Annotated in this window: 23 protein-coding genes; 16 read left to right on the top strand and 7 right to left on the bottom strand. The window is 69.4% G+C overall.

Features of this window, described 5'->3' with window-relative positions; genetic code table 11:
- The first annotated feature begins 23 nt into the window (after window positions 1-23).
- The 4 genes from LMI96_RS04935 to LMI96_RS04920 all read left to right on the top strand — a co-directional run bounded on the left by LMI96_RS04935 (window position 24) and on the right by LMI96_RS04920 (window position 3,589).
- Window positions 24-1,613, top strand: coding sequence for a cellulase family glycosylhydrolase (locus tag LMI96_RS04935; RefSeq protein WP_228360672.1), 1,590 nt, complete (start codon window positions 24-26; stop codon window positions 1,611-1,613).
- 77 nt (window positions 1,614-1,690) lie between these two features.
- The gene (locus LMI96_RS04930; RefSeq protein WP_228360671.1) at window positions 1,691-1,990 is read left to right on the top strand and encodes a DUF1905 domain-containing protein; all 300 of its coding nucleotides are present in this window, start codon (window positions 1,691-1,693) and stop codon (window positions 1,988-1,990) included.
- 21 nt (window positions 1,991-2,011) lie between these two features.
- On the top strand, window positions 2,012-2,491 hold the full coding sequence (locus tag LMI96_RS04925; RefSeq protein ID WP_228360670.1) for an A24 family peptidase: 480 nt from the start codon (window positions 2,012-2,014) through the stop codon (window positions 2,489-2,491).
- 57 nt (window positions 2,492-2,548) lie between these two features.
- Window positions 2,549-3,589, top strand: coding sequence for a YihY/virulence factor BrkB family protein (locus LMI96_RS04920; protein ID WP_223721488.1), 1,041 nt, complete (start codon window positions 2,549-2,551; stop codon window positions 3,587-3,589).
- Here LMI96_RS04920 and LMI96_RS04915 read toward each other — a convergent pair.
- A complete protein-coding gene (locus LMI96_RS04915; protein WP_228360669.1) occupies window positions 3,577-4,308 on the bottom strand; it encodes a glutamine amidotransferase in 732 nt (243 codons plus the stop codon). The genes LMI96_RS04920 and LMI96_RS04915 overlap by 13 nt on opposite strands.
- Window positions 4,309-4,363: 55 nt before the next feature.
- Between LMI96_RS04915 and LMI96_RS04910 the strand changes: the two genes are divergently transcribed.
- Window positions 4,364-4,603 carry a response regulator gene (locus tag LMI96_RS04910; RefSeq protein WP_228360668.1) on the top strand — a complete coding sequence of 80 codons (240 nt, stop codon included), beginning with the start codon at window positions 4,364-4,366 and terminating at the stop codon, window positions 4,601-4,603.
- Entirely contained in the window at window positions 4,600-5,232 is a 633-nt protein-coding gene (locus LMI96_RS04905) for a CYTH domain-containing protein (protein ID WP_228360667.1), read from the top strand. The genes LMI96_RS04910 and LMI96_RS04905 overlap by 4 nt, the downstream gene beginning before the upstream one ends.
- Window positions 5,233-5,336: 104 nt before the next feature.
- Here LMI96_RS04905 and lpdA read toward each other — a convergent pair whose 3' ends face one another.
- Both lpdA and LMI96_RS04895 read right to left on the bottom strand, forming a co-directional pair.
- Window positions 5,337-6,734 (bottom strand): dihydrolipoyl dehydrogenase, encoded by a 1,398-nt coding sequence (gene lpdA, locus LMI96_RS04900; RefSeq protein WP_228360666.1) that lies wholly within the window; start codon window positions 6,732-6,734, stop codon window positions 5,337-5,339.
- Between the two features lie 9 nt (window positions 6,735-6,743).
- Window positions 6,744-7,421, bottom strand: coding sequence for a copper resistance CopC family protein (locus LMI96_RS04895; RefSeq protein ID WP_228360665.1), 678 nt, complete (start codon window positions 7,419-7,421; stop codon window positions 6,744-6,746).
- Between the two features lie 228 nt (window positions 7,422-7,649).
- Between LMI96_RS04895 and LMI96_RS04890 the strand changes: the two genes are divergently transcribed.
- From LMI96_RS04890 to LMI96_RS04880, 3 genes are all read left to right on the top strand, one after another.
- Window positions 7,650-8,108, top strand: a complete 459-nt coding sequence (locus LMI96_RS04890) for an FHA domain-containing protein (protein WP_223721641.1) — start codon at window positions 7,650-7,652, stop codon at window positions 8,106-8,108.
- On the top strand, window positions 8,108-8,800 hold the full coding sequence (locus LMI96_RS04885) for a MerR family transcriptional regulator (RefSeq protein ID WP_223721482.1): 693 nt from the start codon (window positions 8,108-8,110) through the stop codon (window positions 8,798-8,800). Before LMI96_RS04890 ends, LMI96_RS04885 begins: the two co-directional genes overlap by 1 nt.
- Window positions 8,801-8,898: 98 nt before the next feature.
- Window positions 8,899-9,444 carry a MerR family transcriptional regulator gene (locus LMI96_RS04880; protein ID WP_269216584.1) on the top strand — a complete coding sequence of 182 codons (546 nt, stop codon included), beginning with the start codon at window positions 8,899-8,901 and terminating at the stop codon, window positions 9,442-9,444.
- A gap of 161 nt (window positions 9,445-9,605) precedes the next feature.
- On the opposite strand, the gene LMI96_RS04875 is transcribed toward LMI96_RS04880, so the two are convergent.
- Window positions 9,606-10,418 (bottom strand): ParA family protein, encoded by an 813-nt coding sequence (locus LMI96_RS04875; RefSeq protein WP_223721481.1) that lies wholly within the window; start codon window positions 10,416-10,418, stop codon window positions 9,606-9,608.
- A 103-nt stretch (window positions 10,419-10,521) separates the two neighbouring features.
- On the opposite strand from LMI96_RS04875, the gene LMI96_RS04870 reads away from it, so the two are divergent.
- Genes LMI96_RS04870 through def form a run of 3 tightly spaced genes read left to right on the top strand, consistent with a single transcriptional unit; the run spans window position 10,522 to window position 15,991 of the window.
- The gene (locus LMI96_RS04870) at window positions 10,522-13,929 is read left to right on the top strand and encodes a pyruvate carboxylase (RefSeq protein ID WP_228360664.1); all 3,408 of its coding nucleotides are present in this window, start codon (window positions 10,522-10,524) and stop codon (window positions 13,927-13,929) included.
- Window positions 13,930-13,976: 47 nt separating this feature from the next.
- Complete coding sequence (locus LMI96_RS04865) at window positions 13,977-15,503, top strand: MinD/ParA family protein (protein WP_228360663.1); 1,527 nt, start codon at window positions 13,977-13,979, stop codon at window positions 15,501-15,503.
- Entirely contained in the window at window positions 15,500-15,991 is a 492-nt protein-coding gene (def, locus tag LMI96_RS04860) for a peptide deformylase (RefSeq protein ID WP_228360662.1), read from the top strand. Before LMI96_RS04865 ends, def begins: the two co-directional genes overlap by 4 nt.
- A gap of 49 nt (window positions 15,992-16,040) precedes the next feature.
- On the opposite strand, the gene LMI96_RS04855 is transcribed toward def, so the two are convergent.
- The gene (locus tag LMI96_RS04855) at window positions 16,041-17,873 is read right to left on the bottom strand and encodes a long-chain fatty acid--CoA ligase (RefSeq protein WP_228360661.1); all 1,833 of its coding nucleotides are present in this window, start codon (window positions 17,871-17,873) and stop codon (window positions 16,041-16,043) included.
- 152 nt (window positions 17,874-18,025) lie between these two features.
- Between LMI96_RS04855 and LMI96_RS04850 the strand changes: the two genes are divergently transcribed.
- Genes LMI96_RS04850 through LMI96_RS04840 form a run of 3 tightly spaced genes read left to right on the top strand, consistent with a single transcriptional unit; the run spans window position 18,026 to window position 21,050 of the window.
- On the top strand, window positions 18,026-18,979 hold the full coding sequence (locus LMI96_RS04850; protein ID WP_228360660.1) for an ROK family glucokinase: 954 nt from the start codon (window positions 18,026-18,028) through the stop codon (window positions 18,977-18,979).
- Between the two features lie 3 nt (window positions 18,980-18,982).
- The gene (locus LMI96_RS04845; RefSeq protein WP_228360659.1) at window positions 18,983-19,699 is read left to right on the top strand and encodes a 1-acyl-sn-glycerol-3-phosphate acyltransferase; all 717 of its coding nucleotides are present in this window, start codon (window positions 18,983-18,985) and stop codon (window positions 19,697-19,699) included.
- A gap of 4 nt (window positions 19,700-19,703) precedes the next feature.
- Window positions 19,704-21,050: a class II 3-deoxy-7-phosphoheptulonate synthase gene (locus LMI96_RS04840; RefSeq protein WP_228360658.1), complete on the top strand. Its 1,347-nt coding sequence runs from the start codon at window positions 19,704-19,706 to the stop codon at window positions 21,048-21,050.
- A gap of 42 nt (window positions 21,051-21,092) precedes the next feature.
- On the opposite strand, the gene LMI96_RS04835 is transcribed toward LMI96_RS04840, so the two are convergent.
- Window positions 21,093-22,031 carry an aldo/keto reductase gene (locus tag LMI96_RS04835; protein ID WP_228360657.1) on the bottom strand — a complete coding sequence of 313 codons (939 nt, stop codon included), beginning with the start codon at window positions 22,029-22,031 and terminating at the stop codon, window positions 21,093-21,095.
- An 82-nt stretch (window positions 22,032-22,113) separates the two neighbouring features.
- Between LMI96_RS04835 and LMI96_RS04830 the strand changes: the two genes are divergently transcribed.
- A complete protein-coding gene (locus LMI96_RS04830) occupies window positions 22,114-22,731 on the top strand; it encodes a TetR family transcriptional regulator (RefSeq protein WP_223721472.1) in 618 nt (205 codons plus the stop codon).
- A 134-nt stretch (window positions 22,732-22,865) separates the two neighbouring features.
- On the opposite strand, the gene pknB is transcribed toward LMI96_RS04830, so the two are convergent.
- A complete protein-coding gene (gene pknB / locus LMI96_RS04825; RefSeq protein WP_223721471.1) occupies window positions 22,866-24,806 on the bottom strand; it encodes a Stk1 family PASTA domain-containing Ser/Thr kinase in 1,941 nt (646 codons plus the stop codon).
- Window positions 24,807-24,873: the final 67 nt, after the last annotated feature.

Here is a 24,873-nt window from a genome sequence, read left to right as displayed (position 1 = left end):
ATCGGACGAGGGGAGCGCGCCGTATGATCCGCATTCCGCGACCGGTTACCCGGCACGGTCTCGTCGCCCTCGGCATGCTGCTCTCGGTCGTCACCGGACTCATCGGGGGGCTCGTGCCGAATTCCACGGATGCCGACGAGCGCGGCTGGTTGCACACCTCCGGCGCTGACATCGTGCGCGCGGACGGCACTCCCGTGACGATCAAGGCGATCTCCTGGTTCGGTCTCGAGACCTCGAACTGCGCACCCCATGGCCTCTGGACGATCCCGCTCGACGAGGGGATGCACCAGATCGCGTCGCTCGGTTTCACCACCGTGCGCGTGCCGTTCTCGAACGAATGCCTCGCCGCGACGGCGAGCAGCTCGATCGACCGCACGGTGAACCCGCAACTCGCGGATCTCGCGCCCCTCGATCTGCTCGACGCCGTGATCGCGAGCGCCCGTACGGCCGGGCTCTCGGTCATCCTCGACCGCCACCGCCCCGACTCGGGTGGGCAGTCCGAGCTCTGGTACACCGCGCAGTACAGCGAGGAGCGGTGGATCGCCGACTGGCGGATGCTGGCGGCCCGCTACCGCGACGACTCCACGGTGATCGGTGTCGACCTGCACAACGAACCGCACGGTGCGGCGTGCTGGTCGTGCGGCGACCCGGCCACCGATTGGCACGCGGCGGCCACGCGGGCAGGCAACGCGGTGCTCGAGGTGAACCCGAACCTGCTCGTGATTGTCGAGGGTGTCGAACGCCAGCCCGACGGCACGTCGACGTGGTGGGGCGGGGGTCTGGCGGGCGTCGCCGACGCGCCCGTCGAGCTCGCGGTACCCGACAGGGTCGTCTACTCGCCGCACGACTATCCGGCGTCGGTGTACGCGCAGTCCTGGTTCTCGGCCGCCGACTATCCCGCGAACCTCGAGTCCGTCTGGGAGCGGAACTGGGGTTACATCGCCTCGCGCGGCATCGCGCCGGTCCTGCTCGGCGAGTTCGGCACCACCTATCGCAGCGAGAGCGACCGGCAGTGGTTGCAGGCCCTGGTGGGGTACCTGCAGCGCACCGGCATCAGCTTCGCCTACTGGTCGTTCAACCCGAACAGCGGCGACACGGGCGGGATCGTCGCCGACGACTGGCGCACTCCGCAGCAGGAGAAACTCGCCGCGCTCCGTCCCCTCCTCGGGCCGCCGGCCGCGCCATCCGTTCCCGTCCCTCGTCCGACGCTCCCGGTGCCGTCGCCGCCCGTCACCCCCGCTCCGCCCGTGACGCCCGCGCCGACGACGACACCCGCTCCGCCCGCCAGCCCGGCGCCGCCGACGACCCCCGCGGGGTCGAAGCTCGCGGCGGAGTGGGTTCTGCAGAGCGCGTGGGGCGAGGGGTACGTCGCCGAGCTGGTGCTCACCGCATCCGGCCCGGTGCGATCGTGGTCCGTCTCCTGGGATTCCCCGGGTGCGGCGGCGGTGACGAACAGCTGGGGGATGGACTGCACGGTGCAGGCGGAACGCGTCACCTGCACGGGTGGGGCGTGGGCGGGTTCGCTCGCGGCGGGGCAGTCGGTACGGGTGGGGCTTCAGGTCGCCTCGTCCGCCGCTCCGACGGCGCCGACCCTGACGGTGCGCGCCTCGTAGCCCGTCGTCTTCGTTCCCGCATCCCCAGGGTCGATCACCGTCCGCCGCGGAGAGCGGCCGGGTCCTACTCTGGGCGCATGCACTTCGTCTTCGATGCGGAGCTCTATCGCTGGGCTGCCCGAGCGGATTCGTCCTGGTACTTCGTCGCGGTGCCGCGGGAGTTCTCGGACGAGATCCGGCAGATCCCGCGCGTACCGCGAGGGTTCGGCGCGGTGCGGGTCGAGGCCGAGGTCGCGGGACTCACCTGGCGCACGTCGATCTTTCCCGGAGAGGCGGATGGCGCGTACTCGCTCCCGATCAAGCGAGCGGTTCGTGAGCGTGCGGCGGCGGGTGAAGGGGACGCGATCCGGGTCGCGCTGACCGTTCTCGACGGCTGATCGATCGTGAGGGGGGAGCAGATGCTGGCAGACGGGGCAGTGGCGGTGGCGTACGCGGTGTTCGCCGTGCAGAGCGTCGTACTCGCGATCATCGACCTCCGCACCCACCGGCTGCCGAACCGGATCGTGCTGCCGGGCTACCCGGTCGCCATCGTCCTGTTCGGCATCGCCGCACTCCTCCGGCCGGATCCGTGGGCGCTCGGGCGCGCGCTGCTCGCGGGCGCGATCCTCTTCGCGTTCTATCTGCTGCTCCGGATGCTGCAGCGCGGCGGCATGGGCGGCGGCGACGTGAAGCTCGCCGGGGTGATCGGCATCATGCTGGGCTTCGCCGGGTGGGACGCCGTCGTCATCGGACTGTTCGCGGGATTCCTCGGCGGGGGTCTCTACAGTGCGGTACTGCTCGCCCGTCGACGCGCCAATCGGCGCACCGCCGTTCCCTTCGGGCCGTGGATGCTGCTCGGCGCGTGGGTGGGCATCGCGGCGCATCTCGCGGGAGTCTGACGGGGCGGCGCTGTCAAGGCGCGGGCCGCGCGCTCCGACGCTCACTAATCTGGGCGTATGTCGGCATCGGAATCTGCCCCCACGTCTCCCGGTCTCCTCCCGCGGGCGACGTCCTGGGCGTTGCAGCGCACGCTCGTCCGCGGCTTCCTGCTCTACGCCGAACATCGCGGTGCGCAGCTGGCCGACAGCATCACCTATCGCACCCTGTTCAGCGTGTTCGCGGCCGTGCTGCTGGTGTTCTCGGCCGCCGCCGTGTGGCTGTCGGGCAATCCCGACGCGTGGGACGCCCTGATCGCCACGGTCAACTCCGCCATCCCGGGACTCGTCGGCGACGGCAAGGGTGCCGTGATCGACGCATCCGAGATCAAGGCGCCCGAGGGCTTCACGATCGCCGGGGTGATCTCGCTCGTGGCGCTCGTCGGTGCGGCGATCGGCGCCGTCGGGTCGCTGCGCAACTCGCTCCGCATCCTGGCCGACAAGGTCGGCGCCGACGCCTTCTTCGTCTTCGTCCTCCTCCGCAACCTGCTGCTCGCCATCGCGATCGGCGGACTCCTGCTCGTCTCGGCGATCGCCACGTTCCTCACATCCGCCTCCATCGGCACGGTCACCGGCTGGCTGGGGCTGCCGCAGGACTCGGTTCCGGTCCTGGTGCTCACCTACCTGGTGTCCGTCGTCATCGTCTTCCTGCTCGACACGGTCGTCATCGTGCTGATGTTCGTCGCGCTGTCGGGGGTGCGCCCGCCCGCCCGCGCGCTCTGGAGCGGCGCTGCCCTGGGCGGTTTCGGTCTGCTTGTCCTCCAGCAGCTTTCGGGTCTCTTCGTCGGCGGGGCGTCGTCGAACCCCCTGCTCGCGACGTTCGCGACGCTCATCGCGCTGCTGCTGTGGATCAACCTCTCCGCCCAGGTCATCCTGATCTCGAGCGCCGTGATCATCACGATGACCCGGGAGCACGAGGATCGCGTTCGCGCGCGTTTCGGAGCGGCGACGTTCCTTCAGCGCCGTGTGCAGCGCGCGGAGGACGCCGTGGCGGCCGCCGTCGCCGAACTCGAGGACGCGCGGGTCGCCGAGGAGAAGGAACGCGCGGCTCAGCGCGCGTAGCGTGCGACGAACGTCTGCAGGAGGCGGGCGGGTTCGGTGACGGGGGATACGCGCACCGCGTCGAGGGTGGAATCCAGCTCTCCGTCGGCGAAATAGCCGTAGTCCGCGTAGGCACGGATGCGGGTCGAGATCCCGTCCACGTCGAGCTCCGGATGGAACTGCGTCGCGTACACGTTCGTGCGGGCGCGGAACGCCTGCACCGGGCACCCCGGCGAGCCGGCCAGTCGCACGAGATGGGGCGGCAGCGTGTGGACGGCTTCCTTGTGGCCGACGTACGCGCCGAACGTATCCGGCATCCCGGCGAAGAGCGGATCGGCGCGGCCCTCGTCGGTGAGACTGACCGGCACGATCGAGATCGGCTCCGAGTACGTGCGATCGATCACCGCGCCCTGGTGCGCGCCGAGAGTGCCGACTCCGTAGCAGGCGCCGAGAAAGGGAAAGTCGCGCGCGACGACCTCGTCGAGGAGCGTCGCCATCTCCTGTTCGACACGGCGTTGCGTCTCGGACTTGCGCGCGGCGGGGTCCGAGGCGTTGAACGGCCCGCCGCCGACGATGACCCCCGAGATCGACTCGAGGTCCAGGGCCGGCAGTGGTCCCGCTTCGAGCCGGATGCGGCGCAGCATCCGCTCGTCGAGGCCGCTGTATCGCAGGAACAGCTCGTACTCTTCGTCGGCGGGCACGTCTTCGGCGCGAGTGGCGAGGAGCACGAACGGCAGCACCCGGGAATTGTACGCGCCTCAGACCGGGTGTCGGCGCGGTGGTTAGGCTGAGGGCATGGCTATCGCACGACTTTCCGGAGGCCCGCTCGACGGGCAGATCATTCCCCTCGACGACATCGTGGGCGACGAGTACATCGCGTCCTACGGAGAAGGGCAGATCATCTACCGCCGCGCCGGCGACGACGTCAACACGGGTGCGTCCGACGGCCCGACCGAGGCGAGCTTCATCTACGCCGACTCGACCGAGCCGCTGACCGTCACCGCCGCAGAGCTGGATGACGTTCCCGACGCGTGAGCGCTGCGCACGCATCGGATGAACCGACCCGCGCCGTCGAGGTCGAGGAGAAGTTCGACGTCGACGACGCGGCGGCCCTTCCCGACTGGACCGCGCTCGACGACATCGACGCGATAGGCGAGGCGGAGGTGCGCGAGCTCGACGCCCGCTACTTCGACACGGCAGACGTCGCACTCGGCCGAGCCCGGGTCGCGCTCCGGCGCCGGACGGGGGGCCCCGACGAGGGCTGGCACGTCAAGAGCTCGGCCCCCGAGGGGCGGCACGAGCTGCACTGGCCGCTCGGTGATACCGACAAGCTCCCGGATGCGGTCGTCGCGGCGGTCGCCCCCTGGGCCCGTCCGCCGTTCACCCCGCTGGCCCGCATCCGGAATCGACGGGTGGCGTACGCGCTCACGGACGTCGTCGGAGGTCTCGTGGCCGAGGTCGTCGACGATCACGTCACCGCGACCGCGGAGCGAACGGGTCAGGTGACCCGCTGGCGGGAGTGGGAGGTCGAACTCGGCCCCGCCGCACCGGGGGACGAGCGCTGGCGCGCGGCGTTCTTCGCCGCCGTCGCACGGCTCGTCGCCACCTCCGGAGGCCGGCCGGCCGCATCCGACTCCAAGCTGGGTCGGGCGCTCGGCCGCTGACGCTCGGCCGCTGACGCTCCGCCGTACTCTGGCGCACGCCAGACGAACGTACGAAGGGCTCCTCCCGATCTCCCGGGAGGAGCCCTTCGTCAGTTGTCTCGGGGTCAGATGTTGATCATGTGCCCGGTGAGACCGTGGAAGGCCTCCTGCAGCGCCTCCGACAGCGTCGGGTGGGTGTGCACGTTGCGCGCGGCCTCGAGGGCGGTGAGGTCCCACTTCTGGGCGAGCGTGAGCTCGGGCAGAAGCTCGGACACATCGGGGCCGATGAGGTGGCCACCGAGGAGTTCGAGGTGCTCCGCGTCGGCGACGAGCTTGACGAAACCGATCGGCTCGCCGAGCCCGTTCGCCTTGCCGTTCGCCGAGAACGGGAACTTCGCGACCTTCACGTCGTAGCCGGCGTCGCGGGCCTGCTGCTCGGTGAGGCCGAAGCTCGCGACCTGCGGGTTGCAGAACGTGGCGCGCGGCATCATCCGGTAGTCGCCGAGCGTCTGCGTCTCGGCCTTGCCGATCGTCTCGGCCGCGACGATGCCCTGCGCTTCGGCCACGTGGGCCAGCTGCAGCTTGGCGGTCACGTCACCGATCGCGTAGATGTGCGGAACGTTCGTGCGCATGTAGTCGTCGATGGCGATCGCGCCGCGGTCGGTCAGCTCGACGCCGGTCTTGTCGAGCCCGAAGCCCTCCACGCGCGGGGCGAAGCCGATGGACATGAGCACGCGGTCGGCCTCGATGGTCGTCGCGGTGCCATCCTTCGGCGTGTACGTGACGGTGACCTTGTCGCCGCCGTCGACAACGCTCTCGACCTTCGTGGAGGTGAGGATGTCGACGCCGAGCTTCTTGTACTGGCGCTGGATCTCCTTGGAGACCTCGATGTCCTCGTTCGGAAGCGCGCGGTCGAGGAACTCGATGATCGTGACCTTCACGCCGTAGTTCTTCATGATGTACGCGAATTCCATGCCGATCGCACCCGCGCCGACGATGACGAGGTTCTTGGGCAGGTCGCGGTTGAGGATCTGCTCCTCGTACGTCACGACGTTCTTGCTGAGCTCGACGCCCGGCAGCAGCCGAACGGTCGAACCGGTCGAGATGATCGCGTTGTCGAAAGTGACCTGCTCGGTCGAACCGTCGGCCTTCGTCACAGTGATGGTGTGCGCGTCGACGAAGGTGCCGCGGCCGTCGTACTCGTCGACCTTGTTCTTCTTCATCAAGTAGTGGATGCCCTTGACGTGCGTGTCGGCGACCTTGCGGCTGCGATCCCACGCGACGCCGAAGTCGAACGACACATCGCCCGAGATGCCGAACAGATCGGCCTGGGCGTGGAAGGTGTGGGCGAGATCGGCGTTGCGCAGCAGCGCCTTGGAGGGAATGCAGCCCACGTTCAGGCACACACCGCCCCAGTACTTCTCTTCGATGACTGCGGTGGAAAGGCCGAGCTGGGCGCTTCGGACGGCCGCGACGTATCCGCCGGGGCCCGCGCCGAGAATGACGACGTCGTAATGAGGCATGGCTCCAGCCTATCGCTCGCGCGGGACGTCCCGACCGGCCGTGCGCTCGGTCGCGACCTCCTTCTGCTGACGCGCTCGCGCGCCCAACAGCCACACCACGATGCCGATCACGACGACCAGCGCGACCGCGCCGATGATCCACGGGAGCGGGTCGGCGCCGGCCGGATCGGCGGGCACGACAGATGCCGACGGCGAAGGCGCGGGCGCTACGGCGTCGGTCGCCGGCGACGGCGTGGCGGTCGCCGAGGGGGAGGCCACCGGCGTGGACGCGATCGGCGCGGGGGCCGCCGCGACGTCGAAGGTGTACTCGCCGGAGATGGGGTGGCCGTCGCTCGAGACGACGCGCCAGAGAACGGTCATGGTGCCGGTCGCCGATCCGCCGAGCGACTGGGTGACCGTCGTGCCCTCGACGACGGGTGCCGCATCCGTGACCGCGGAGCCGGCCGCATCCGTCACCTGGATCACGGTCGACGATCCGTCGGAGAGCAGCTCCGCGCTGAAGGTGAGGACGAGCTGGGCGGGCAGGACGTCGACCGTGCTCCCGGCCGCCGGATCGGACGAAGAGAGCTCGTCGTGCGCGGAGGCGGGCACAGCGCTCGCCCAGAGCATGCCGAGGGCGAGGACGAGTCCTGCGAGGACAGCGGCGGAAAGGCGACGTGCAGACGAGAAGGTGCCGGATGCGTTCACCCCGCCGAGCCTAATCGTGCGCCCTTCCGGCTCCCTGGGTTGACGTGTTCGATTAGAGCGGATTCACATCGGGGGGCTGCGTCATCTCGCGTGCCCGGGCACCCGCGGGGCGCTCGGGAGAACGGCGTGCCCGGGAACCGATCGGATGTGGGACGCCCCGCAGCATCCGTTAGGCTGATCGGCGAGGAGGACGACGTGGACGAGCACTACACACACCGACCCGATGACATTCGGCGTCCCGGCGATGCGCCTACGCCGGCCCATGACACGACCCAGACCTTCGGGCACGACTCGGACCTCTCGTTCGTGCCGTTTGGGAGCGAGCTGAGCGACGCCGAGTTGGAGGCCATCGAGGCCCTTCCGACCGCATCCGCGCTGTTCATCGTGCGTTCCGGTCCGACGGCCGGAGCCCGGTACCTGCTGGACACCGACGTGACGACGGTGGGTCGTCACCCCGACGCCGACATCTTCTTCGACGATGTGACCGTTTCTCGCCGCCACTCCGAGATCACCCGGGTGGACGGCGGCTTCGAGATCGTCGATCAGCGTTCCCTGAACGGCACGTACGTCAACGGCGAGCGGGTCGACCGCGCGACGCTGACCAACGGCGCCGAGGTGCGGATCGGCAAGTTCCGCCTGAACTTCTTCGTTTCTCCCGTCGATCTTCCCGCGCCCGCGGGCGCGTGATGGCGGCTGTTTCCGCCCGCGGCCGTCACGAGGCTGCGGGGCTGCTGAGCATCGGTCAGGTGCTCGCCCGCCTCACCCCCGACTTCCCGGCGCTCACCTCGAGCAAGCTCCGCTTCCTCGAGGTGCAGGGGATCGTCACACCGCGTCGCACCGAGTCGGGGTACCGCAAGTTCACGCCCGCCGACCTCGAGCGGCTGCGCCTGGCGCTCACCCTGCAGCGCGACCACTACCTGCCGCTGAGCGTCATCCGCGACTATCTCGACGACGTGGACGCCGGCCGCAACCCCGCCCCGCCCGCCGAGACGGTCCCGCGCTCGATCGTTCCCGCCGCGCGCCGCTACCGGCGTGACGAGCTTCTCCACACGGCCGGTGCCGGAGCGCAGCTGCTGAACGATGCGCTCAGCACGGGGCTGATCGTCGGCGGCGAGACGTATGACGAACAGGCGCTCGGGATGCTGCGCGCCCTCGTCGCGCTCGACCGCCACGGCATCGAACCCCGCCATCTCCGTCAGCTCAAGCAGAGCGCGGAGCGCGACGTCGCGCTCGTCGAGTCCGCTCTGGCCCCTCTTCGCCGTCGCGTCGACGCGAATTCGCGGGGGAGGGCGGCCGACTTGGCTCCCGAGCTCGCGCGTCGGATCAGCGACGTCCGCGAGGCGCTCATCCGCGCGGCGCTCGACCGACTCGACACCTGATCACCCGACACGCCGAAGGCCGACGACGGATGTCGTTGCTCGCGGCCCCTCGCTCATCTAGCGTGGGAAACACACAGCTTCGGAAGGGAGGCACCCGCATGACCGCAGGTGACCTGCTCGGCGACATCCCGCTCGCCGCGGACCTCCTCTTCACGGACGGTCTTCCCCAGATGGACGACGAAGTCGGTTATCGCGGCGCGGTCGCCGCCCGCGCGGCCGGCATCACCTACCGTCAGCTGGACTACTGGGCTCGTACGGAGCTCGTTGAACCCACGGTTCGCGGTGCAAGCGGTTCCGGTTCGCAGCGCCTGTACGGTTTCCGCGACATCCTCGTGCTGAAGCTCGTGAAGCGACTGCTCGACACCGGGATCTCGCTCCAGCAGATCCGCACGGCCGTCGAACAGCTCCGGGTTGCCGGCATCCGCGACCTCTCCGGCACGACGCTCATGAGCGATGGTGCCTCCGTCTACCTCTGCACCTCGAACGACGAGGTCATCGACCTGGTGAGCCGTGGCCAGGGCGTGTTCGGGATCGCGGTCGGCAAGGTTCTCCGTGAGGTCGAGTCGACGCTCGTCGACTTCGACGCCCAGTCGCCGGACCCGTCCGACGAGCTCGCCGCTCGCCGCGTCCGCCGTACCGCCTGACCCCGGCCGGTCTGACCCGCGCCGCTCGACGCCCTAGCGGCACCCGCTCGCGCGCACTCCAGCACCGCGAGACGGGATCTTCGCGCCGAAACCGTGGGGTAACCCCTACGTCTCGGCGCGAAGATCCCGTCTCGCGGATGGAATCGGCGCAGGAGGCCGGGTCAGGCGGTGGGGGATTCCTCGGGCGACGTGATGCGTCCGGTGCGGATCACCCGGTCGAGCAGCGCGTCGAAGTCAGCGGCGAGCTCCTGAGCGGAGTCTCCCGGCCAGATGTGCAGTGGCTTCGCCGCGCCCTGCGCCTGCTGCAGCGACGTGCGCTCCGGCAGCTGGGGGGAGAGCACAAGCGGACCGAACATGTCGCGCAGTTCCTTGATGCGGAACTGGTGCTCGATCGACTGCGGTCGAACGCGGTTGACCACGATGCCGAGCGGCTGGAGGCGCGGCGAGAGACCCCGGCGGATCTCCTCGATCGCGCGAAGCGCGCGGTCCGCGGCGGCGACGGAGAAGAGCCCCGGCTCGGTGATGACGATCACGCGGTCGCTCGCGGCCCACGCGGTACGCGTGAGGGCGTTCAACGAGGGTGCGCAGTCGATCAGCACGAGGTCGTAGTCGGCCTCGACCGTCGCGAGGGCCTCTTCGAGCTTCCAGACATCGCGGACGCTCGGATGCGGACCGTCGAAGTTGATGGCCGAAGGGCTGCCGATCAGCACGTCGATCGTGCCGGCGTGCACCTTCGTCCAGCCGCTGGAGGTGATGGCCTGTCGGACCACCTTCTCCTTCGGATTCGCGAGGACATCCGCGACGTTCAGGCGACCGGCGACCTGGATGTCCATACCGGTCGACACATCGGATTGCGGGTCGAGATCGACGACGAGCGTACGAACACCCCGGGCGAACGCGGCGGACGCGAGACCCAGTGTGACGGTCGTCTTGCCGACCCCTCCCTTGAGCGAGCTGACGGAAAGGACATGCACGATCCCTAACGTTACCGTCCCCTAGGCTGTGAACACACTCGGCCCTGTGCCCTTGCGGCGCCGATGCCGGTGTGCCACCGCCACAAGACGGATGCGAGGCCCCATGTTCCGGAAGATCCTGGTCGCCAATCGGGGCGAAATCGCGATTCGCGCGTTTCGCGCCGCCTACGAGGTCGGTGCACGAACGGTCGCGGTGTATCCCTACGAGGATCGCTTCTCGCTGCACCGTCTGAAGGCGGATGAGGCGTACCAGATCGGCGAGAAGGGCCATCCGGTGCGGGCGTACCTCGACGTCGACGAGATCATTCGCGTCGCCAAAGACAGCGGCGCCGACGCGATCTATCCGGGCTACGGATTCTTGTCGGAGAACCCCGACCTCGCCGAACGGGCCGCCGCGAACGGTATCGCGTTCATCGGGCCGCCGGCCTCCGTGCTCGAGATGGCAGGCAACAAGGTGACGGCGAAGGAGCACGCGATCGCTGCGGGCGTTCCGGTGCTCCGCTCGACCCCTGCCTCCGACGACATCGAGGAGCTTCTCACGCAGGCCGAGGGGATCGGGTTCCCGATCTTCGCGAAAGCCGTCGCCGGCGGCGGCGGTCGCGGGATGCGGCGCGTCGAGACGGCCGAGGAACTCGCACCGGCGCTGGCGGAGGCGATGCGCGAGGCGGAGAGCGCGTTCGGCGACGCGCGGATGTTCCTCGAGCAAGCCGTGCAGCGTCCGCGCCACATCGAGGTGCAGATCCTCGCCGACACCCAGGGCACGACCGTGCACCTGTTCGAGCGGGACTGTTCAGTGCAGCGCCGCCACCAGAAGGTGATCGAGATCGCCCCCGCGCCGAACCTCGACGAGGACGTGCGCCAGGCGCTCCACCGGCACGCGGTCGCGTTCGCCGAATCCATCGGGTACCAGAACGCCGGCACGGTGGAGTTCCTGCTCGAGACGGCGGGCCCGCGCACCGGCGAGGCCGTCTTCATCGAGATGAATCCCCGCATCCAGGTCGAACACACCGTGACGGAAGAGGTCACCGACGTCGACCTCGTGCAGTCGCAGATGCGGATCGCCGCGGGGCAGAGTCTCGAAGAGCTCGGACTCCTCCAATCGCAGCTTCGGCTGCGCGGTGCCGCTCTCCAGTGCCGCATCACGACCGAGGACCCCACGCAGGGATTCCGGCCCGACACGGGCAAGATCACGACGTACCGTTCGCCGGGTGGCGCGGGCGTCCGCCTGGACGGCGGCACGACGGCCGCCGGATCGCAGATCAGCCCGCACTTCGATTCCATGCTCGCCAAGCTCACCTGCCGTGGCCGCGACTTCGAAGCCGCCGTCGCCCGCGCTCGGCGTGCGCTGGCGGAGTTCCGCATCCGCGGCGTTTCCACGAACATCCCCTTCCTGCAGGCCGTCCTCGATGACCCGGCGTTCGTAGCGGGAGACGTCAGCACGGCATTCATCGATGAGCGCCCGCAGCTGCTGCGCGGCCGCGAGTCGAAGGATCGCGGCTCGAAGATCTTGAACTGGCTCGTCGATGTCACCGTCAACAAGCCGAACGGGGAGAACCCGCTGTCGGTCGATCCCCGCTCGAAGCTCCCGGCGATCGATCTCGGTGCGGCTCCGGTGGCCGGTTCGCGTCAGCGGCTGCAGGAGCTCGGACCGGCCGGATTCGCGGCAGACCTCCGCGCGGCCACGGCCCTCGCCGTCACCGACACGACCTTCCGCGACGCCCACCAGTCGCTGCTCGCAACGCGCGTGCGTACCAAGGACCTGCTGGCGGTCGCGCCGTACGTCGCGCGCCTCACGCCCCAGCTCCTGTCCGTCGAGGCGTGGGGCGGCGCGACCTACGACGTCGCGCTCCGATTCCTCGGGGAGGACCCCTGGGAGCGGCTCGACTCGCTGCGCGGTGCGCTGCCCAACGTCGCGATCCAGATGCTGCTGCGTGGTCGCAACACGGTCGGCTACACCCCGTACCCGACGGCCGTCACCGATGCCTTCGTCCGCGAGGCGGCCGCATCCGGGGTCGACGTCTTCCGCATCTTCGACGCGCTGAACGACGTGTCGCAGATGCGGCCCGCGATCGACGCCGTCCTGGAGACCGGAACAGCGGTCGCCGAAGCGGCGCTCTGCTACACGGGCGACCTCCTCGACCCGGCCGAGTCGCTGTACACGCTCGACTACTACCTGCGGCTGGCCGAGCAGATGGTCGAGGCCGGCGCGCACGTGCTCGCCATCAAGGACATGGCGGGACTCCTGCGGCCCGCGGCCGGTGCGCGGCTGGTCAGCGCGCTGCGTGAACGGTTCGATCAGCCGGTGCACGTCCACACCCACGACACCGCCGGCGGACAACTCGCGACGCTGCTCGCGGTCAGCGCGGCGGGGGCGGATGCGGTCGACGCCGCCGCCGCGCCCATGTCGGGAACGACCAGCCAGCCCTCGCTCTCCGCCCTCGTGGCCGCTCTCGCGCACACCGAGCGCGACACCGGGATCCCGCTTTCGGCCGTCGCCGATCTGGAGCCGTACTGGGAGGCCGTGCGTCACCAGTACCGACCCTTCGAGTCCGGTCTTCCGGGCCCGACCGGCCGGGTCTACCACCACGAGATCCCGGGCGGCCAGCTCTCGAATCTGCGCCAGCAGGCCATCGCGCTCGGGCTCGCCGAGGACTTCGAACTGATCGAAGACCTGTACGCGGCCGCCGACAAGATCCTCGGACGGGTGCCGAAGGTCACTCCGTCGTCGAAGGTCGTCGGCGACCTCGCCCTGCACCTGGCGGCGGTGCGCGCCGACCCGGCGGACTTCGAGCAGAACCCGCAGAACTACGACATTCCCGAGTCGGTCGTCGGCTTCATGGCCGGCGAGCTCGGCGACCTGCCGGGCGGATGGCCCGAGCCCTTCCGCAGCAAGGTGCTGGCGGGGCGCACCGTGCGACCGCCGGTCGCCGACCTCTCCGACGACGACGCGGCGGCGCTCGACGCCGACGCGGCGACCCGACGGAACGCCCTAAACCGGCTGCTGTTCCCCGGTCCGACCCGCACCTTCCACGAGGCGCGCGAGACCTACGGCGACCTCTCTGTGCTCGACACCGACGACTACCTCTACGGACTCACCCCGGGCGTCGAGCACGTCGTCGAGATCGAGCGCGGGGTGCAACTCTGGTTCGGGCTCGAAGCCATCGGCGCGGCCGACGACAAGGGGATGCGGACCGTCATGACGACGCTCAACGGACAGCTCCGTCCGGTGTTCGTCCGCGACCGCAGCGTGGAAGTCGAAGCACGCCAGGCGGAGAAGGCCGACACCGCGCGGCCGGGCCAGATCGCCGCGCCGTTCTCCGGCGTCGTGACGCTCAAGGTGGCGGTGGGCGACAAGGTGCGTGCGGGCGGCACCCTCGCGTCGATCGAGGCGATGAAGATGGAGGCCGCGATCACGAGTCCGGTCGAGGGGGTCGTCGAACGGCTCGCGATCGGCGCGACGGCGCAGGTGGAAGCCGGCGACCTTTTGGTCGTCGTCCGGCCCGCGCATTAGCCTGGACCGGGCGCCGGCGAACCGGTGACCCGTAGGGAGTTCCAGAAATGCCTGATCGCGACGATCAGAACCGGGTCGACGGCGAGTCCGACGACATCATCGACGAACCCGTCAGCGTCGATACCACCGGCTTCGACATCCTCGGCACGCAGACCGCACAGGTCGCCGTTGCCCTGCCCGCACACGATGAGGACGACCTCGTCGATGACGACGTGCTGGCCGACGACATCGCGCTCGATGCTGCGGCATCCGCGCCGTCCGCTCGCCCCGACGTCCTCGTCGACGACGTGCACATTGTGCACGAGGACGACATCGAACAGCACGACGACGCCGCGCCGCACGTTGACGCTGTCGCACCGGTCGAGAGCGAGACCCGGGTCGAGCACGCGCACGAGGTCGACGAGGAGATCGCCGAGCCAGTCGATGCGCCCGAGCTGCCGATCGTCGACGACGTCGCACCGGTTTCGGAGCCGGTGCTGTTCCGCCGCCCCGATCTGCCCCCGGCAGAGCCTGCTGCCTCCGCCCGTCCGGCCGAGCCCGCCCCGGCCCGCGCGGCGGAACCGCTCGTGCCTGCGCCCGTGACCCTCGCCGCCCGCCGCGTGGAAGAACGCGACGCCACGCGGGAGACCCCCGATCTGCTCACGGCCGACCGTCTGCTGCAGCGCGACCGCCTGCCGCGCCGCGAACCCGAGGGTTCGTGGCCGCACTTCGTCTACGCGCTGAGCGGCGGCCGCATCCGGCTTGCCGACAGCAAGCGCGCGCGGGATCGCCGTGCCCTCGACGCCCGGATCGCCGCACCGCTCGATGGCGGCGCCCGGTTCGTGGCTGTGCTCTCCCGGAAGGGCGGCGTCGGCAAGACGACCGTCACGGCACTTCTCGGGATGGCCCTGGCCGACGCGCGGGAAGACCGGGTGATCGCTCTCGACGCGAACCCCGACCGCGGCACGCTCGCCGAGCGAGTGGGGCAGCCCAGCGGCAAGACCGTCCGCGACCTGACCGGGTCGCGCACGCGCGTGCACGGCTTCAACGAGATCTCCTCGATCGTCGTTCGCGACGAGACGCGCCTCGACGTCCTGGCGTCGGATGCGGACCCCCACATCTCCGAAGCGTTCGACGACTCCGACTATCGCGACGTCGCGGCCCTCGCAGCGCACTACTACTCCATCGTGCTCACCGACACGGGCACCGGCATCGTGCACTCCGTGATGAACGCGACGCTCGAAGCCTCCGATGCGCTGGTGATCGTCGCGGGTCTCAGCGTCGATGAGGCGCGCCTGGCGTCCGAGACTCTCACCTGGCTCGAGACGAACGGGTATCCCGAGCTCGCGCGTGCCGCGGTCGTCGTGTTGAACACGTCGCGTCCGGGCACGCCGCTCGTGCGTCAGGACGAACTGGAAGAGCACTTCCGCAGTCGCGTCCGCGCCGTCGTGCGGTTGCCCTACGACGCGCGCATCGCGACGGGCAGCGCGATCACGTTCCGTGATCTGCAGCCGGCGACCCGTCAGGCGGCGCGTGAACTCGCCGCTGTGGTCGTGGCGGGCATCGGTTCGGTGCCCGCGGTGGGCGCCGCGTGAGCGTTCGCTCCATCCGCCTGTTCGGCGACCCCGTGCTGAAGTCACCGAGTGCGCCGATCGACGCCGTCGACGACGGCATCCGGGCACTCGTCCGAGATCTCGTCGACACGGTCGAGCTGCCGGGACGCGCCGGTGTCGCGGCGCCGCAGATCGGTGTGGGCCTGCGCGCGTTCAGCTACAACATCGACGGTGACATCGGCTACATCCTGAACCCCGTGCTCGTGGAGGTGTCGGGGGAGCCCGAGCTGACCGGTGAGGGGTGTCTTTCGGTGCCCGGTCTCTGGCACGACGTGGTGCGGTACCCGCACGCGAAGGCCATCGGCACGGATCTCGACGGGAATGAAGTGGTCCTGGAGGGCGACGGACTTCTGGCCCAGGCGCTCCAGCACGAGACCGATCACCTGGACGGAAAGCTGTACCTCGACCGGCTCGACCGAGAGCGACGCCGGGTCGCGCTCCGCGAAGTGCGCGAGAGCGACTGGTTCTGACCGCGAGAAGGCCCGCATCCGGAAGTCGGATGCGGGCCTTTCGTCCGGGTCAGGCGAGGGAGATGTTCGCCGTGTTCTCCGGAACGCTGTAGAGCGCGGCCACGTCGTCGGCGAAGTCGTCCATGATCACGTTGCGCTTGATCGACAGCTTCGGCGTCAGGTGCCCGCTCGCCTCGGTCCATTCCGTGGACAGGATCGTGAACTTGCGGATCGATTCCGCCCGCGAGACCGTCGCGTTCGCCCGGTCGATCGCCTTCTGCACCTCGGCGCGGACGGCGTCGTCCTTCGCGGCTTCCGCGAGCGACATCGCCGGACGACCGCCGTTGTTCTGCAGCCAGGTGGGCAGCATCTCGGGGTCGAGGGTCACGAGCGCGGAGATGAACGGCTTCTGGTCTCCCACCACGACGACCTGACCCACGATCGGGTTCGCGCGGATCGGGTCCTCGAGCGCGGCCGGGGCGACGTTCTTGCCGCCCGCGGTCACGATGATCTCCTTCTTGCGTCCGGTGATCGTGAGGAACCCGTCGGCATCCAACGAGCCGATGTCGCCCGTTTTGAACCAATCGCCGTCGAACGCGGCGGCGGTGGCCTCGGGGTTCCGCCAGTACTCCTTGAAGACGTTGATCCCGCGGACCTCGATCTCGCCGTCATCGGCGAGCCGCAGTCCGACCCCCGGCAGCGCCGGACCCACGGTGCCGATCTTCGACTTCGTGGCGAGGTTCACGGTCGCCGGCGCGGTCGTCTCGGTGAGGCCGTAGCCCTCGAGGATGTGCACGCCCAGGCTGTGGAAGAAGTGCCCGAGTCGCGGACCCAGCGGAGCAGAACCCGACACGGCGTACTGGATGCGGCCGCCCATCGCCTCGCGGAGCTTGGAGTACACGAGCCGGTCGAACAGTGCGAACTTCACCCGCATCGCGAGCGGTACCTTCGCGCCCTCCTGCTGGAGACGGGAGTGCTCGATCGCCGTGTGCGCGGCCGCGCGGAAGATCTTGCCTTTGCCGCCGGCCTCGGCCTTCTGCTCGGCGGAGTTGTAGACCTTCTCGAACACGCGGGGCACGGCGAGCAGAAAGGTCGGGTGGAAGGAGCCGAGCGCCGCCAGCAGCTGCTTGGTGTCGGGCTGGTGGCCCGTCTTCACCCCGGCGTGGATGTTCAGGATGGAGATGAATCGCGCGAACACGTGCGCCGTGGTGATGAACAGCACGGTGGATGCGCCCTCGACCTCCACCACTTCGTGCAGCGACCGGGCGGAGTTGCGCGACAGCTCGACGAAGTTGCCGTGGGTGAGCACGCATCCCTTCGGCCGCCCGGTGGAACCGGACGTGTAGATGAGCGTGGCGATGTCGGCGGATTTCGCCAGCCCCCGACGGCGCGTGATCTCGTCGTTCGAGACGGAGGCTCCGGCCATGACCAACGCGTCGAGGTCACCCGAGTGCATCTCCCACGCGGTGCGGATGAGGGGCAGGTTCGCTCGAACCTCGCTCAGCCGCTCGGCGTGCTCGGCGGATTCGACCAGCACCGAGACGGCGCCCGAGTCCGACAGGATCCACTCGATCTGGCTCGACGAACTCGTCTCGTAGATCGGCACCATGACGGCTCCGGCGTAGAACAGCGCGAAATCGACGAGCGTCCAGTCGTAGGTCGTGCGGGCGAGGAACCCGATCTTGTCGCCGGGCTCGACGCCGGCCGACACGAAGCCCTTCGCGAGCGAAACGACCTGGCGTTCGAACTCGACGGCGGAGATGTCTCGCCATCCGTCACCGTCGGGCACGGCGAACAGCGGACGATCGGGCGTCGCAGCGACCCGGTCGAACAGCAGGTCGGAGACGTTGGCATCCGGATCGGCAGGGACGATCGCGGGGTTTTCGGATATTACGGCGCTCATTTTCGGCAGCTCCTTCGATACCGTGCGGGTCGCACTTATGAAACGCAAGTCTACGCAGGGGTGACACTGAGTCCCACAGTCCGGGCCCGGTAGGGCTGCCGTGTCCCGACGCAATAGGATTCTGGAGGCTCACGTCGCGGAAGGACACCAGCGTGCTCGCAGTGGGAATCGATATCGGCGGAACCAAGATCGCCGGGGGGATCGTCGACGAATCCGGCACCATGGTGCGCAGCATCCGGGTGCCGACGCCGGTCGATATCGCCGAGATCGAGTCCGCCGTCGCCGCGATGGTGACCGATCTCGCCGCGGGGGAGCAGGCCGTCGCCGGCGTCGCCGCCGCGGGATTCATCGACCGCGACCGATCGAAGGTGTATTTCGCCCCGAACATCGCCTGGCGCGATGAGCCGCTGCGCGACCGCCTCGAGGCACTGACCGGGATTCCCGTCCTGATCGAGAATGACGCGAACGCCGCCGGATGGGCCGAATACCGTTACGGCGCCGGCGAGAACCTCAGCGACGTCGTGATGCTCACCCTCGGCACGGGCGTCGGGGGAGCCGTCGTCGTCGACGGCACGCTTCTTCGCGGCGGCCAGGGGAGCGCTGCCGAACTCGGCCACATGCGCGTGATCCCCGATGGCCGTACCTGCGGATGCGGACAGCGCGGCTGCCTCGAGGTCTACGGCTCGGGCCGCGCCCTGCAGCTCGAGGCCCGAGAGATCGCACAGGACGCCGAGTTCGGGATCGGCCAGGCTCTCGCCGACGCCGCGCGGCGGCCCGAGGGTCTCACCGGTGCCGTGATCTCGCAGCTCGTGCAGGCGGACGATCCGGGTGCGCGAGAAGCCCTCCGCCGGATCGCGGTCGCGGTCGGAACCGCGTGCGGCAGCTTCGCGGCGATCCTCGACCCACAGCGGTTCGTGATCGGCGGCGGAGTGTCGCAGCTCGGCGAGGTGCTGCTCGCGCCGATGCGCGACGCCTTCGCCGCGGCACTTCCCGCCTCCGGTTCCTCACGTCCGATGGCGGATTTCGCCGTCGCCCGGTTGACCAACGACGCGGGGGTGATCGGTGTGGCCGACCTCGCGCGCCGGCGGTACCTCGGGGGGAACTGACCGATGTTCTACTGGCTGATGAAGTACATCGTGATCGGACCGATCGTGAAGGGCGTCTTCCGGCCCTGGATCGTCGGGCGACGTAACATTCCGGCCGAAGGCGCCGCGATCCTCGCGAGCAACCACCTGTCGTTCGCCGACTCGATCTTCCTGCCGCTGATGATCGACCGGCGGATGTCGTTCCTCGCGAAGAGCGACTACTTCACCGGCCGCGGTCTCCGCGGGTGGGCGACCCGTCTGTTCTTCAAGGCGACCGGCCAGATCCCCATCGACCGCTCGGGCGGCAAGGCCTCCGAAGCCTCCCTCAACACGGGCCTGCAGGTGCTCGGACGCGGTGACCTGCTCGGCATCTACCCGGAGGGCACCCGCAGCCCCGACGGCAAGCTGTACCGCGGCCGCACCGGGCTCGCACGCATGGCTCTCGAGGCGCGCGTTCCCGTCGTGCCGGTCGTCATGGTCGACACCGACACGGTGATGCCGATCGGGCAGCGCATCCCGCGTATCGGCCGCGTCGGCATCGTGATCGGCGAGCCGCTCGACTTCTCCCGCTTCGCCGGGATGGAGGGCGACCGCTACGTGCTGCGCTCCGTCACCGACGAGATCATGGTCGCGCTGCAGCGCATCGGGGCGCAGCAGTACGACGATGTCTACGCCTCCACGGTGAAGGATCGGGCGGCCTCGTCACGCGCGCCGGAGGCGGCTCTGCCCTCAGTAGACTGACGGGATGCTCACCTCGCTCGACCCGCTCGATCACTGGCGTTCCCTTCCGATCAAGCAGCAGCCGTCGTGGTCCGATGTCGACGCCGTTTCGGCGGTGTCCGCGGAAATCGCCACGCTTCCCCCGCTCGTCTTCGCCGGTGAAGTCGATCGCCTTCGCGAACGCCTCGCGCGCGCCGCATCCGGTCAGGCGTTTCTCCTCCAGGGCGGCGACTGTGCCGAGACGTTCGCCGGGGCCACCGCCGAACAGATCCGCAACCGCATCAAGACCGTGCTGCAGATGGCCGTCGTCCTGACCTACGGCGCATCCATGCCGGTCGTGAAGATGGGGCGGATGGCGGGACAGTTCGCCAAGCCCCGATCGAGCGACTTCGAGACCCGAGGCGATGTGACGCTGCCCGCCTACCGCGGCGACATCGTCAACGGCTACGACTTCACCGAAGCCTCCCGCCAGCCCGACCCGCAGCGTCTGCTGAAGGGGTACCACACGGCCGCGTCGACGCTGAACCTCGTCCGGGCCTTCACCCAGGGCGGGTTCGCCGACCTCCGCGAGGTGCACAGCTGGAACCGCGGGTTCGCGGCGAACCCGGCGAACCAGCGCTACGAGGGCCTCGCCACCGAGATCGACCGCGCCATCAAGTTCATGGAGGCGGCCGGTGCCGACTTCGACGAGCTGCGTCACGTCGAGTTCTACACGGGCCACGAGGGCCTGCTGATGGACTACGAGCGCCCGATGACGCGTATCGACTCGCGCACGCACACGCCCTACAACACGTCGGCGCACTTCCTCTGGATCGGTGAGCGCACGCGTGACCTCGACGGCGCGCACGTCGACTACTTCTCGAAGATCCGCAACCCCATCGGCGTGAAGCTCGGGCCCACGACCTCCACCGACACCGCGCTCGCGCTGATCGACAAGCTGGACCCCGACCGCGAGCCGGGCCGCTTGACCTTCATCACCCGGATGGGCGCGGGCAAGATCCGCGACGCCCTGCCGCCGCTTCTCGAGGCGGTCAAGGACTCGGGCGCGACTCCGCTGTGGGTCACCGACCCGATGCACGGCAACGGGATCACGACGCCCAGCGGATACAAGACGCGGCGCTTCGATGACGTCGTCGACGAGGTACGCGGCTTCTTCGAGGCCCACCGCGCGGTGGGCACGTTCCCCGGCGGCATCCACGTCGAGCTGACCGGCGACGATGTGACGGAGTGCCTCGGCGGATCCGAACTCATCGACGAGGCCGCTCTCGCCACTCGGTACGAGTCGCTCTGCGACCCGCGCCTGAACCACATGCAGTCGCTCGAACTCGCGTTCCTCGTCGCCGAGGAACTCGAGCAGCTCGAGCGGCACTGAGGCGAACCCGGAGAGGGAGGCGGTCGGCCTCCCTCCTCGGGATCACATCCCGCGGTCGCCGATACCGCCCGCGGGGACGATCTGCCGGATGCGGGCGAGGTCATCGGCGGTGAGGACCACGTCGGCGGCGGACACGTTCTCGGTGACTCGACCGACGCTCCGTGAACCCGGGATGGGCACGATGTTCTCGCTCTGGGCGAGCAGCCACGCGAGTGCCAGTCCGGCGAGCGTGGTGCCCTTCTCCGATGCCAGCTCGGTGAGACGCGTGACCATCGACACGTTGGCGTCGTAGTTCTCCGGCGCCCACCAGCCGACGCCGCGGCGGAAGTCGCCGGCGTCGTAGGCGTCGCGGGGCTGCACGGCTCCGGTGAGGAATCCTCGGGCAAGCGGCGAGTAAGCCACGAGGCCGATTCCGAGCTCGTCGAGGGTTGGGCGCAGCGACTCGGAGTCCAGCGAGAAGATCGAGTACTCGCTCTGCATGACGGAGATCGGGTGCACGGCGTGCGCGCGGCGGATATCGTCCGTGTCCGTGTTGGACAGGCCCAGGTACAAGACCTTCCCGGCGGCGACAAGCTCCGCCATCACGCCGATGACGTCCTCGATCGGCACGGACGGGTCGGGGGCGTGCTGGTAGAGGACGTCGATGTGATCCGTCCCGAGGTTCGCGAGGCTCGTGTCGACGACCGTGCGGATATGGTCGGCGGAAGAGTCCCGTCCGAAGTCGTGCGTGAACCCGAACTTGGTGGCGATCGTCACCCGGTCCCGGATGGGGGCGAGGGCGGTGCCGAGGAGCTTCTCGCCGTCGCCCCATCCGTACATCTCGGCAGTATCGAAGTGGGTGACGCCGAGGTCGTGTGCGTGCCGGATGGCGGCGATGGATTGGGTGTCGTCGCTCGGGCCGTAGCCGATGGCGGTTCCCATCGCGCCGTAGGCGATGGCCGACGACTGGAAGCCCTGACGTCCGAGAGTGCGCGTCTGCATGTGATGTCCTTTCGGGGGTGGAGGTGTCACTATACGCCTCATATGGCAGACTCTGACAGTTGTGTCGCGGTAAGCTCGACCTGTGACCTCACCGACTCGCTCTTCGAACCCGCTGCGCAGTGTCGCGCGCGAATCCGTGCGCGCCCATATCGCGGCGGTCGCGATGGACCTGTTCGCCGAGCGGGGCTTCGACCAGGTCACGGTCGAGGAGATCGCGGATGCGGCAGGCATCTCGGCGCGGAGCTTCCACCGCTACTTCCCCGCGAAGGAGGACGCGGTCATCGGCGATCCGACCCCGTGGGGCGAGTTCCTCCGCGACGACTTCGCGGCGCGGCCGGCGGATGCCCCGATCTGGGCGGCGCTGCACGCGTCGTTCGACGCGCTGCTGGAGACGGGCGGACACCAGGGCGAAGAGCACAAGCGGGGCCTGCGCGTGCTCGATAGCACAGCCTCGCTGCGCGCCCGACACCTCGAGAAGCATCTGCTGTGGGAGGCGATGCTCACTCCGCTGGTCGAAACCCGGTTGACGGGTTCGCAGAAGCCCCTTCGTGCCCGTGTCATCGTCCGGGCGGCGATCGCCTGCTTCGATTCCGCGCTCTCGGCCTGGAGCGCGGCGGATGAGGCGCGGAGCCCCCGGGAGCTGCTCCGGACGGCGTTCGCCCAACTCGACGACACGGAACAGCCGCCCCGCTCGCGCTAGCGGTTACACCCGGCCGATCTGCCCGTCCCGGCCCCCGGCCCCGGCGGGTTCGGGGCACGAAATGTCGTTTGGGGCGGGATAATCGCGCCCCAAACGCAGAATCGTGCCCCAAACCACAGAGGGGTGGCCAGGTGTCAGCCGGAGACGTTGAAGCGGAGCGAGATCCGCGTGCCGCGTTCGACCATCGCTCCCGCGCCCGGGTCCTGGGCCTCGACCTCGGTCGAGCCGTTCGGGAAGAGGTCCCAGGTCGAGAGATAGTCGGCGCTGAAGCCGGCGGCGGAGAGCGTGCTCTTCGCTTCGTCGCGCGTGAGGCCCTCGACATCCGGAACGCGGAAGAGCTCCGGGCCTTCGGAGACGATGAGGGTCACGGTGTCGCCCGGGCGCCAGTCGCCCCCGCCGTCGCGTCCGGCGATGCCGATGACGTTGCCCTTGTCGACGTCGTTCGAGAACTGCGACTGCCGGTCGGCGGAGACGACGAGATCGACCCCCTCGAGGGTTCGCACCGCGTCCTGCACCTTGAGGCCCGACACATCCGGCACGGAGCCGCGGGACACGAGCAGCGAGGCCGTGTCGCCCTCGTAGACGGTGCAGCCGTTGGTGCAGTCGACGGCTTCGCCGGAGGGCCGGGCGACGGATGCCGAGACCACCGTGCCGTCGGCCGCGCCGGTGAAGACATACGCCGGGTCGGACACGGTCACCTTCGCCTGCTGCAGGGTGGCGGTCGCCGCGTCGAGGGTGGTGCCGGTCAGCGGGCCGAGGTCGTGCGGCTGAGGACCGATCGACACGATCACGCGGACGGTCGAGTCCTTGTCCAGCCGATCGCCGCTCCCGGGTTCCGTGCGGATGACGAGACCGGTTTGGACGCTGAGGCTGTACTCCTCGCCCCGTTCGGCGATCAGTGTCTCCGAGAGGAGGGCGGCGCTGGCATCCTCGTAGCTCAGGCCCTCCACCGCCGGAACTGCGACGAGAGAGCCCGGACCCGAGCCGAACCACCATCCGGTTCCGCCCGCGATCGCGGCGAGCAGGATGACGAGGGTGAAGAGCCACCCGCCCTTTGCCGTTCGCCGACGCGCGCGGCGTCGCAGGAGCGTTGCGTTGTCGGTGTCGTCGGCGACGGCCGTCGGCCCGGTCAGCGAGGCCGGCATGGCCCGGGTGAGCTCACCCGAGTCGTAGCCCTCTTCGGCGACAGCCGTGCCGACGGCGAGCGTCCGCGCGACCTGCGGTGCGACGCCGAGCTCTCGCTCGATGTCGCGTAGGCGTCGCAGCATCTCGTCGGCGTCGACCGGACGGGCATCGGGGGAGCGTTCGGTCGCCCACAGGACGAGCTCGTCGAGTTGCTCGGGCACACCCGGGTTCTTCGCGCTCGGCCGGGGCACGGAATCCGTCGCGTGCTGATAGGCGATCTGCATCGGCTGCTCGCCCTTGTACGGCTGCTCGCCGGTGAGCATCTCGTAGAGCATGATGCCGAGCGCGTAGATGTCGCTGCGCGCATCCGCGCTGCCGCGGGTGACGAGCTCGGGCGCGAGATACGCGATCGTGCCCAGCAGCATCTGGCCGCTCGCGGTGTTCGCGGTCGTCGCGCGGGCCAGGCCGAAGTCGCCGATCTTGATGCGGCCGTCTTCGGCGAGCAGGACGTTCTCCGGCTTGACGTCGCGATGCACGATGCCCGCGCGGTGGGCGGCGGCGAGGCCCGACAGGATCGCGTCCATGATCGTGATCGTCTGCGGGATCGACAGACGTCGATGTTCCTTCATGAGGTCGCGGAGCGTGATGCCGGGCAGGTACTCCATGACCATGTAGGCCATGTCGTGGTCCTGTCCCTGGTCGAACACGTTGACCACGTGCGGGTCCGCGAGGCGCGCCGCGGCGCGTGCTTCCTGGATGAACCGGCTCTGGAAGACCGTGTCGTCGCTCAGATGGCCGTGCATGACCTTCAGCGCCACACGTCGCTCGAGCCGCATATCGGTCGCCACGTACACGGTGGCCATGCCGCCGCGGGCGATCCGCGCGCGCACGCGGTAGCGGCCGTCGACCAAACGGCCGATCAGCGGATCCGCGCGCTGGCCCGTGTTCACGCTCAGAGTCTACGGATGCGGGACTGTGAGCCCGGGCAGCGGCTCGCCCCCAACGCGGGGAATTCCC

Origin of the sequence: Microbacterium sp. cx-59 (assembly GCF_020805625.1) — a bacterium.
GTDB lineage: Bacteria > Actinomycetota > Actinomycetes > Actinomycetales > Microbacteriaceae > Microbacterium.
The sequence above is the reverse complement of the archived record's forward strand: the minus strand, read 5'-3'. Positions and strand labels throughout refer to the sequence as shown.

Excerpts from the sequence above, each read along its gene's own strand:
- LMI96_RS04885 (WP_223721482.1), top strand. The coding sequence starts at position 8,108 with ATGGCGGCTGTTTCCGCCCGCGGCCGTCACGAGGCTGCGGGGCTGCTG.
- LMI96_RS04880 (WP_269216584.1), top strand. The coding sequence starts at position 8,899 with ATGACCGCAGGTGACCTGCTCGGCGACATCCCGCTCGCCGCGGACCTC.
- LMI96_RS04835 (WP_228360657.1), bottom strand. The coding sequence starts at position 22,031 with ATGCAGACGCGCACTCTCGGACGTCAGGGCTTCCAGTCGTCGGCCATC.
- LMI96_RS04840 (WP_228360658.1), top strand. The coding sequence starts at position 19,704 with ATGCTCACCTCGCTCGACCCGCTCGATCACTGGCGTTCCCTTCCGATC.
- LMI96_RS04920 (WP_223721488.1), top strand. The coding sequence starts at position 2,549 with ATGTCGGCATCGGAATCTGCCCCCACGTCTCCCGGTCTCCTCCCGCGG.
- LMI96_RS04910 (WP_228360668.1), top strand. The coding sequence starts at position 4,364 with ATGGCTATCGCACGACTTTCCGGAGGCCCGCTCGACGGGCAGATCATT.
- LMI96_RS04855 (WP_228360661.1), bottom strand. The coding sequence starts at position 17,873 with ATGAGCGCCGTAATATCCGAAAACCCCGCGATCGTCCCTGCCGATCCG.
- lpdA (WP_228360666.1), bottom strand. The coding sequence starts at position 6,734 with ATGCCTCATTACGACGTCGTCATTCTCGGCGCGGGCCCCGGCGGATAC.
- LMI96_RS04925 (WP_228360670.1), top strand. The coding sequence starts at position 2,012 with ATGCTGGCAGACGGGGCAGTGGCGGTGGCGTACGCGGTGTTCGCCGTG.
- LMI96_RS04845 (WP_228360659.1), top strand. The coding sequence starts at position 18,983 with ATGTTCTACTGGCTGATGAAGTACATCGTGATCGGACCGATCGTGAAG.
- LMI96_RS04935 (WP_228360672.1), top strand. The coding sequence starts at position 24 with ATGATCCGCATTCCGCGACCGGTTACCCGGCACGGTCTCGTCGCCCTC.
- LMI96_RS04865 (WP_228360663.1), top strand. The coding sequence starts at position 13,977 with ATGCCTGATCGCGACGATCAGAACCGGGTCGACGGCGAGTCCGACGAC.
- LMI96_RS04930 (WP_228360671.1), top strand. The coding sequence starts at position 1,691 with ATGCACTTCGTCTTCGATGCGGAGCTCTATCGCTGGGCTGCCCGAGCG.
- LMI96_RS04870 (WP_228360664.1), top strand. The coding sequence starts at position 10,522 with ATGTTCCGGAAGATCCTGGTCGCCAATCGGGGCGAAATCGCGATTCGC.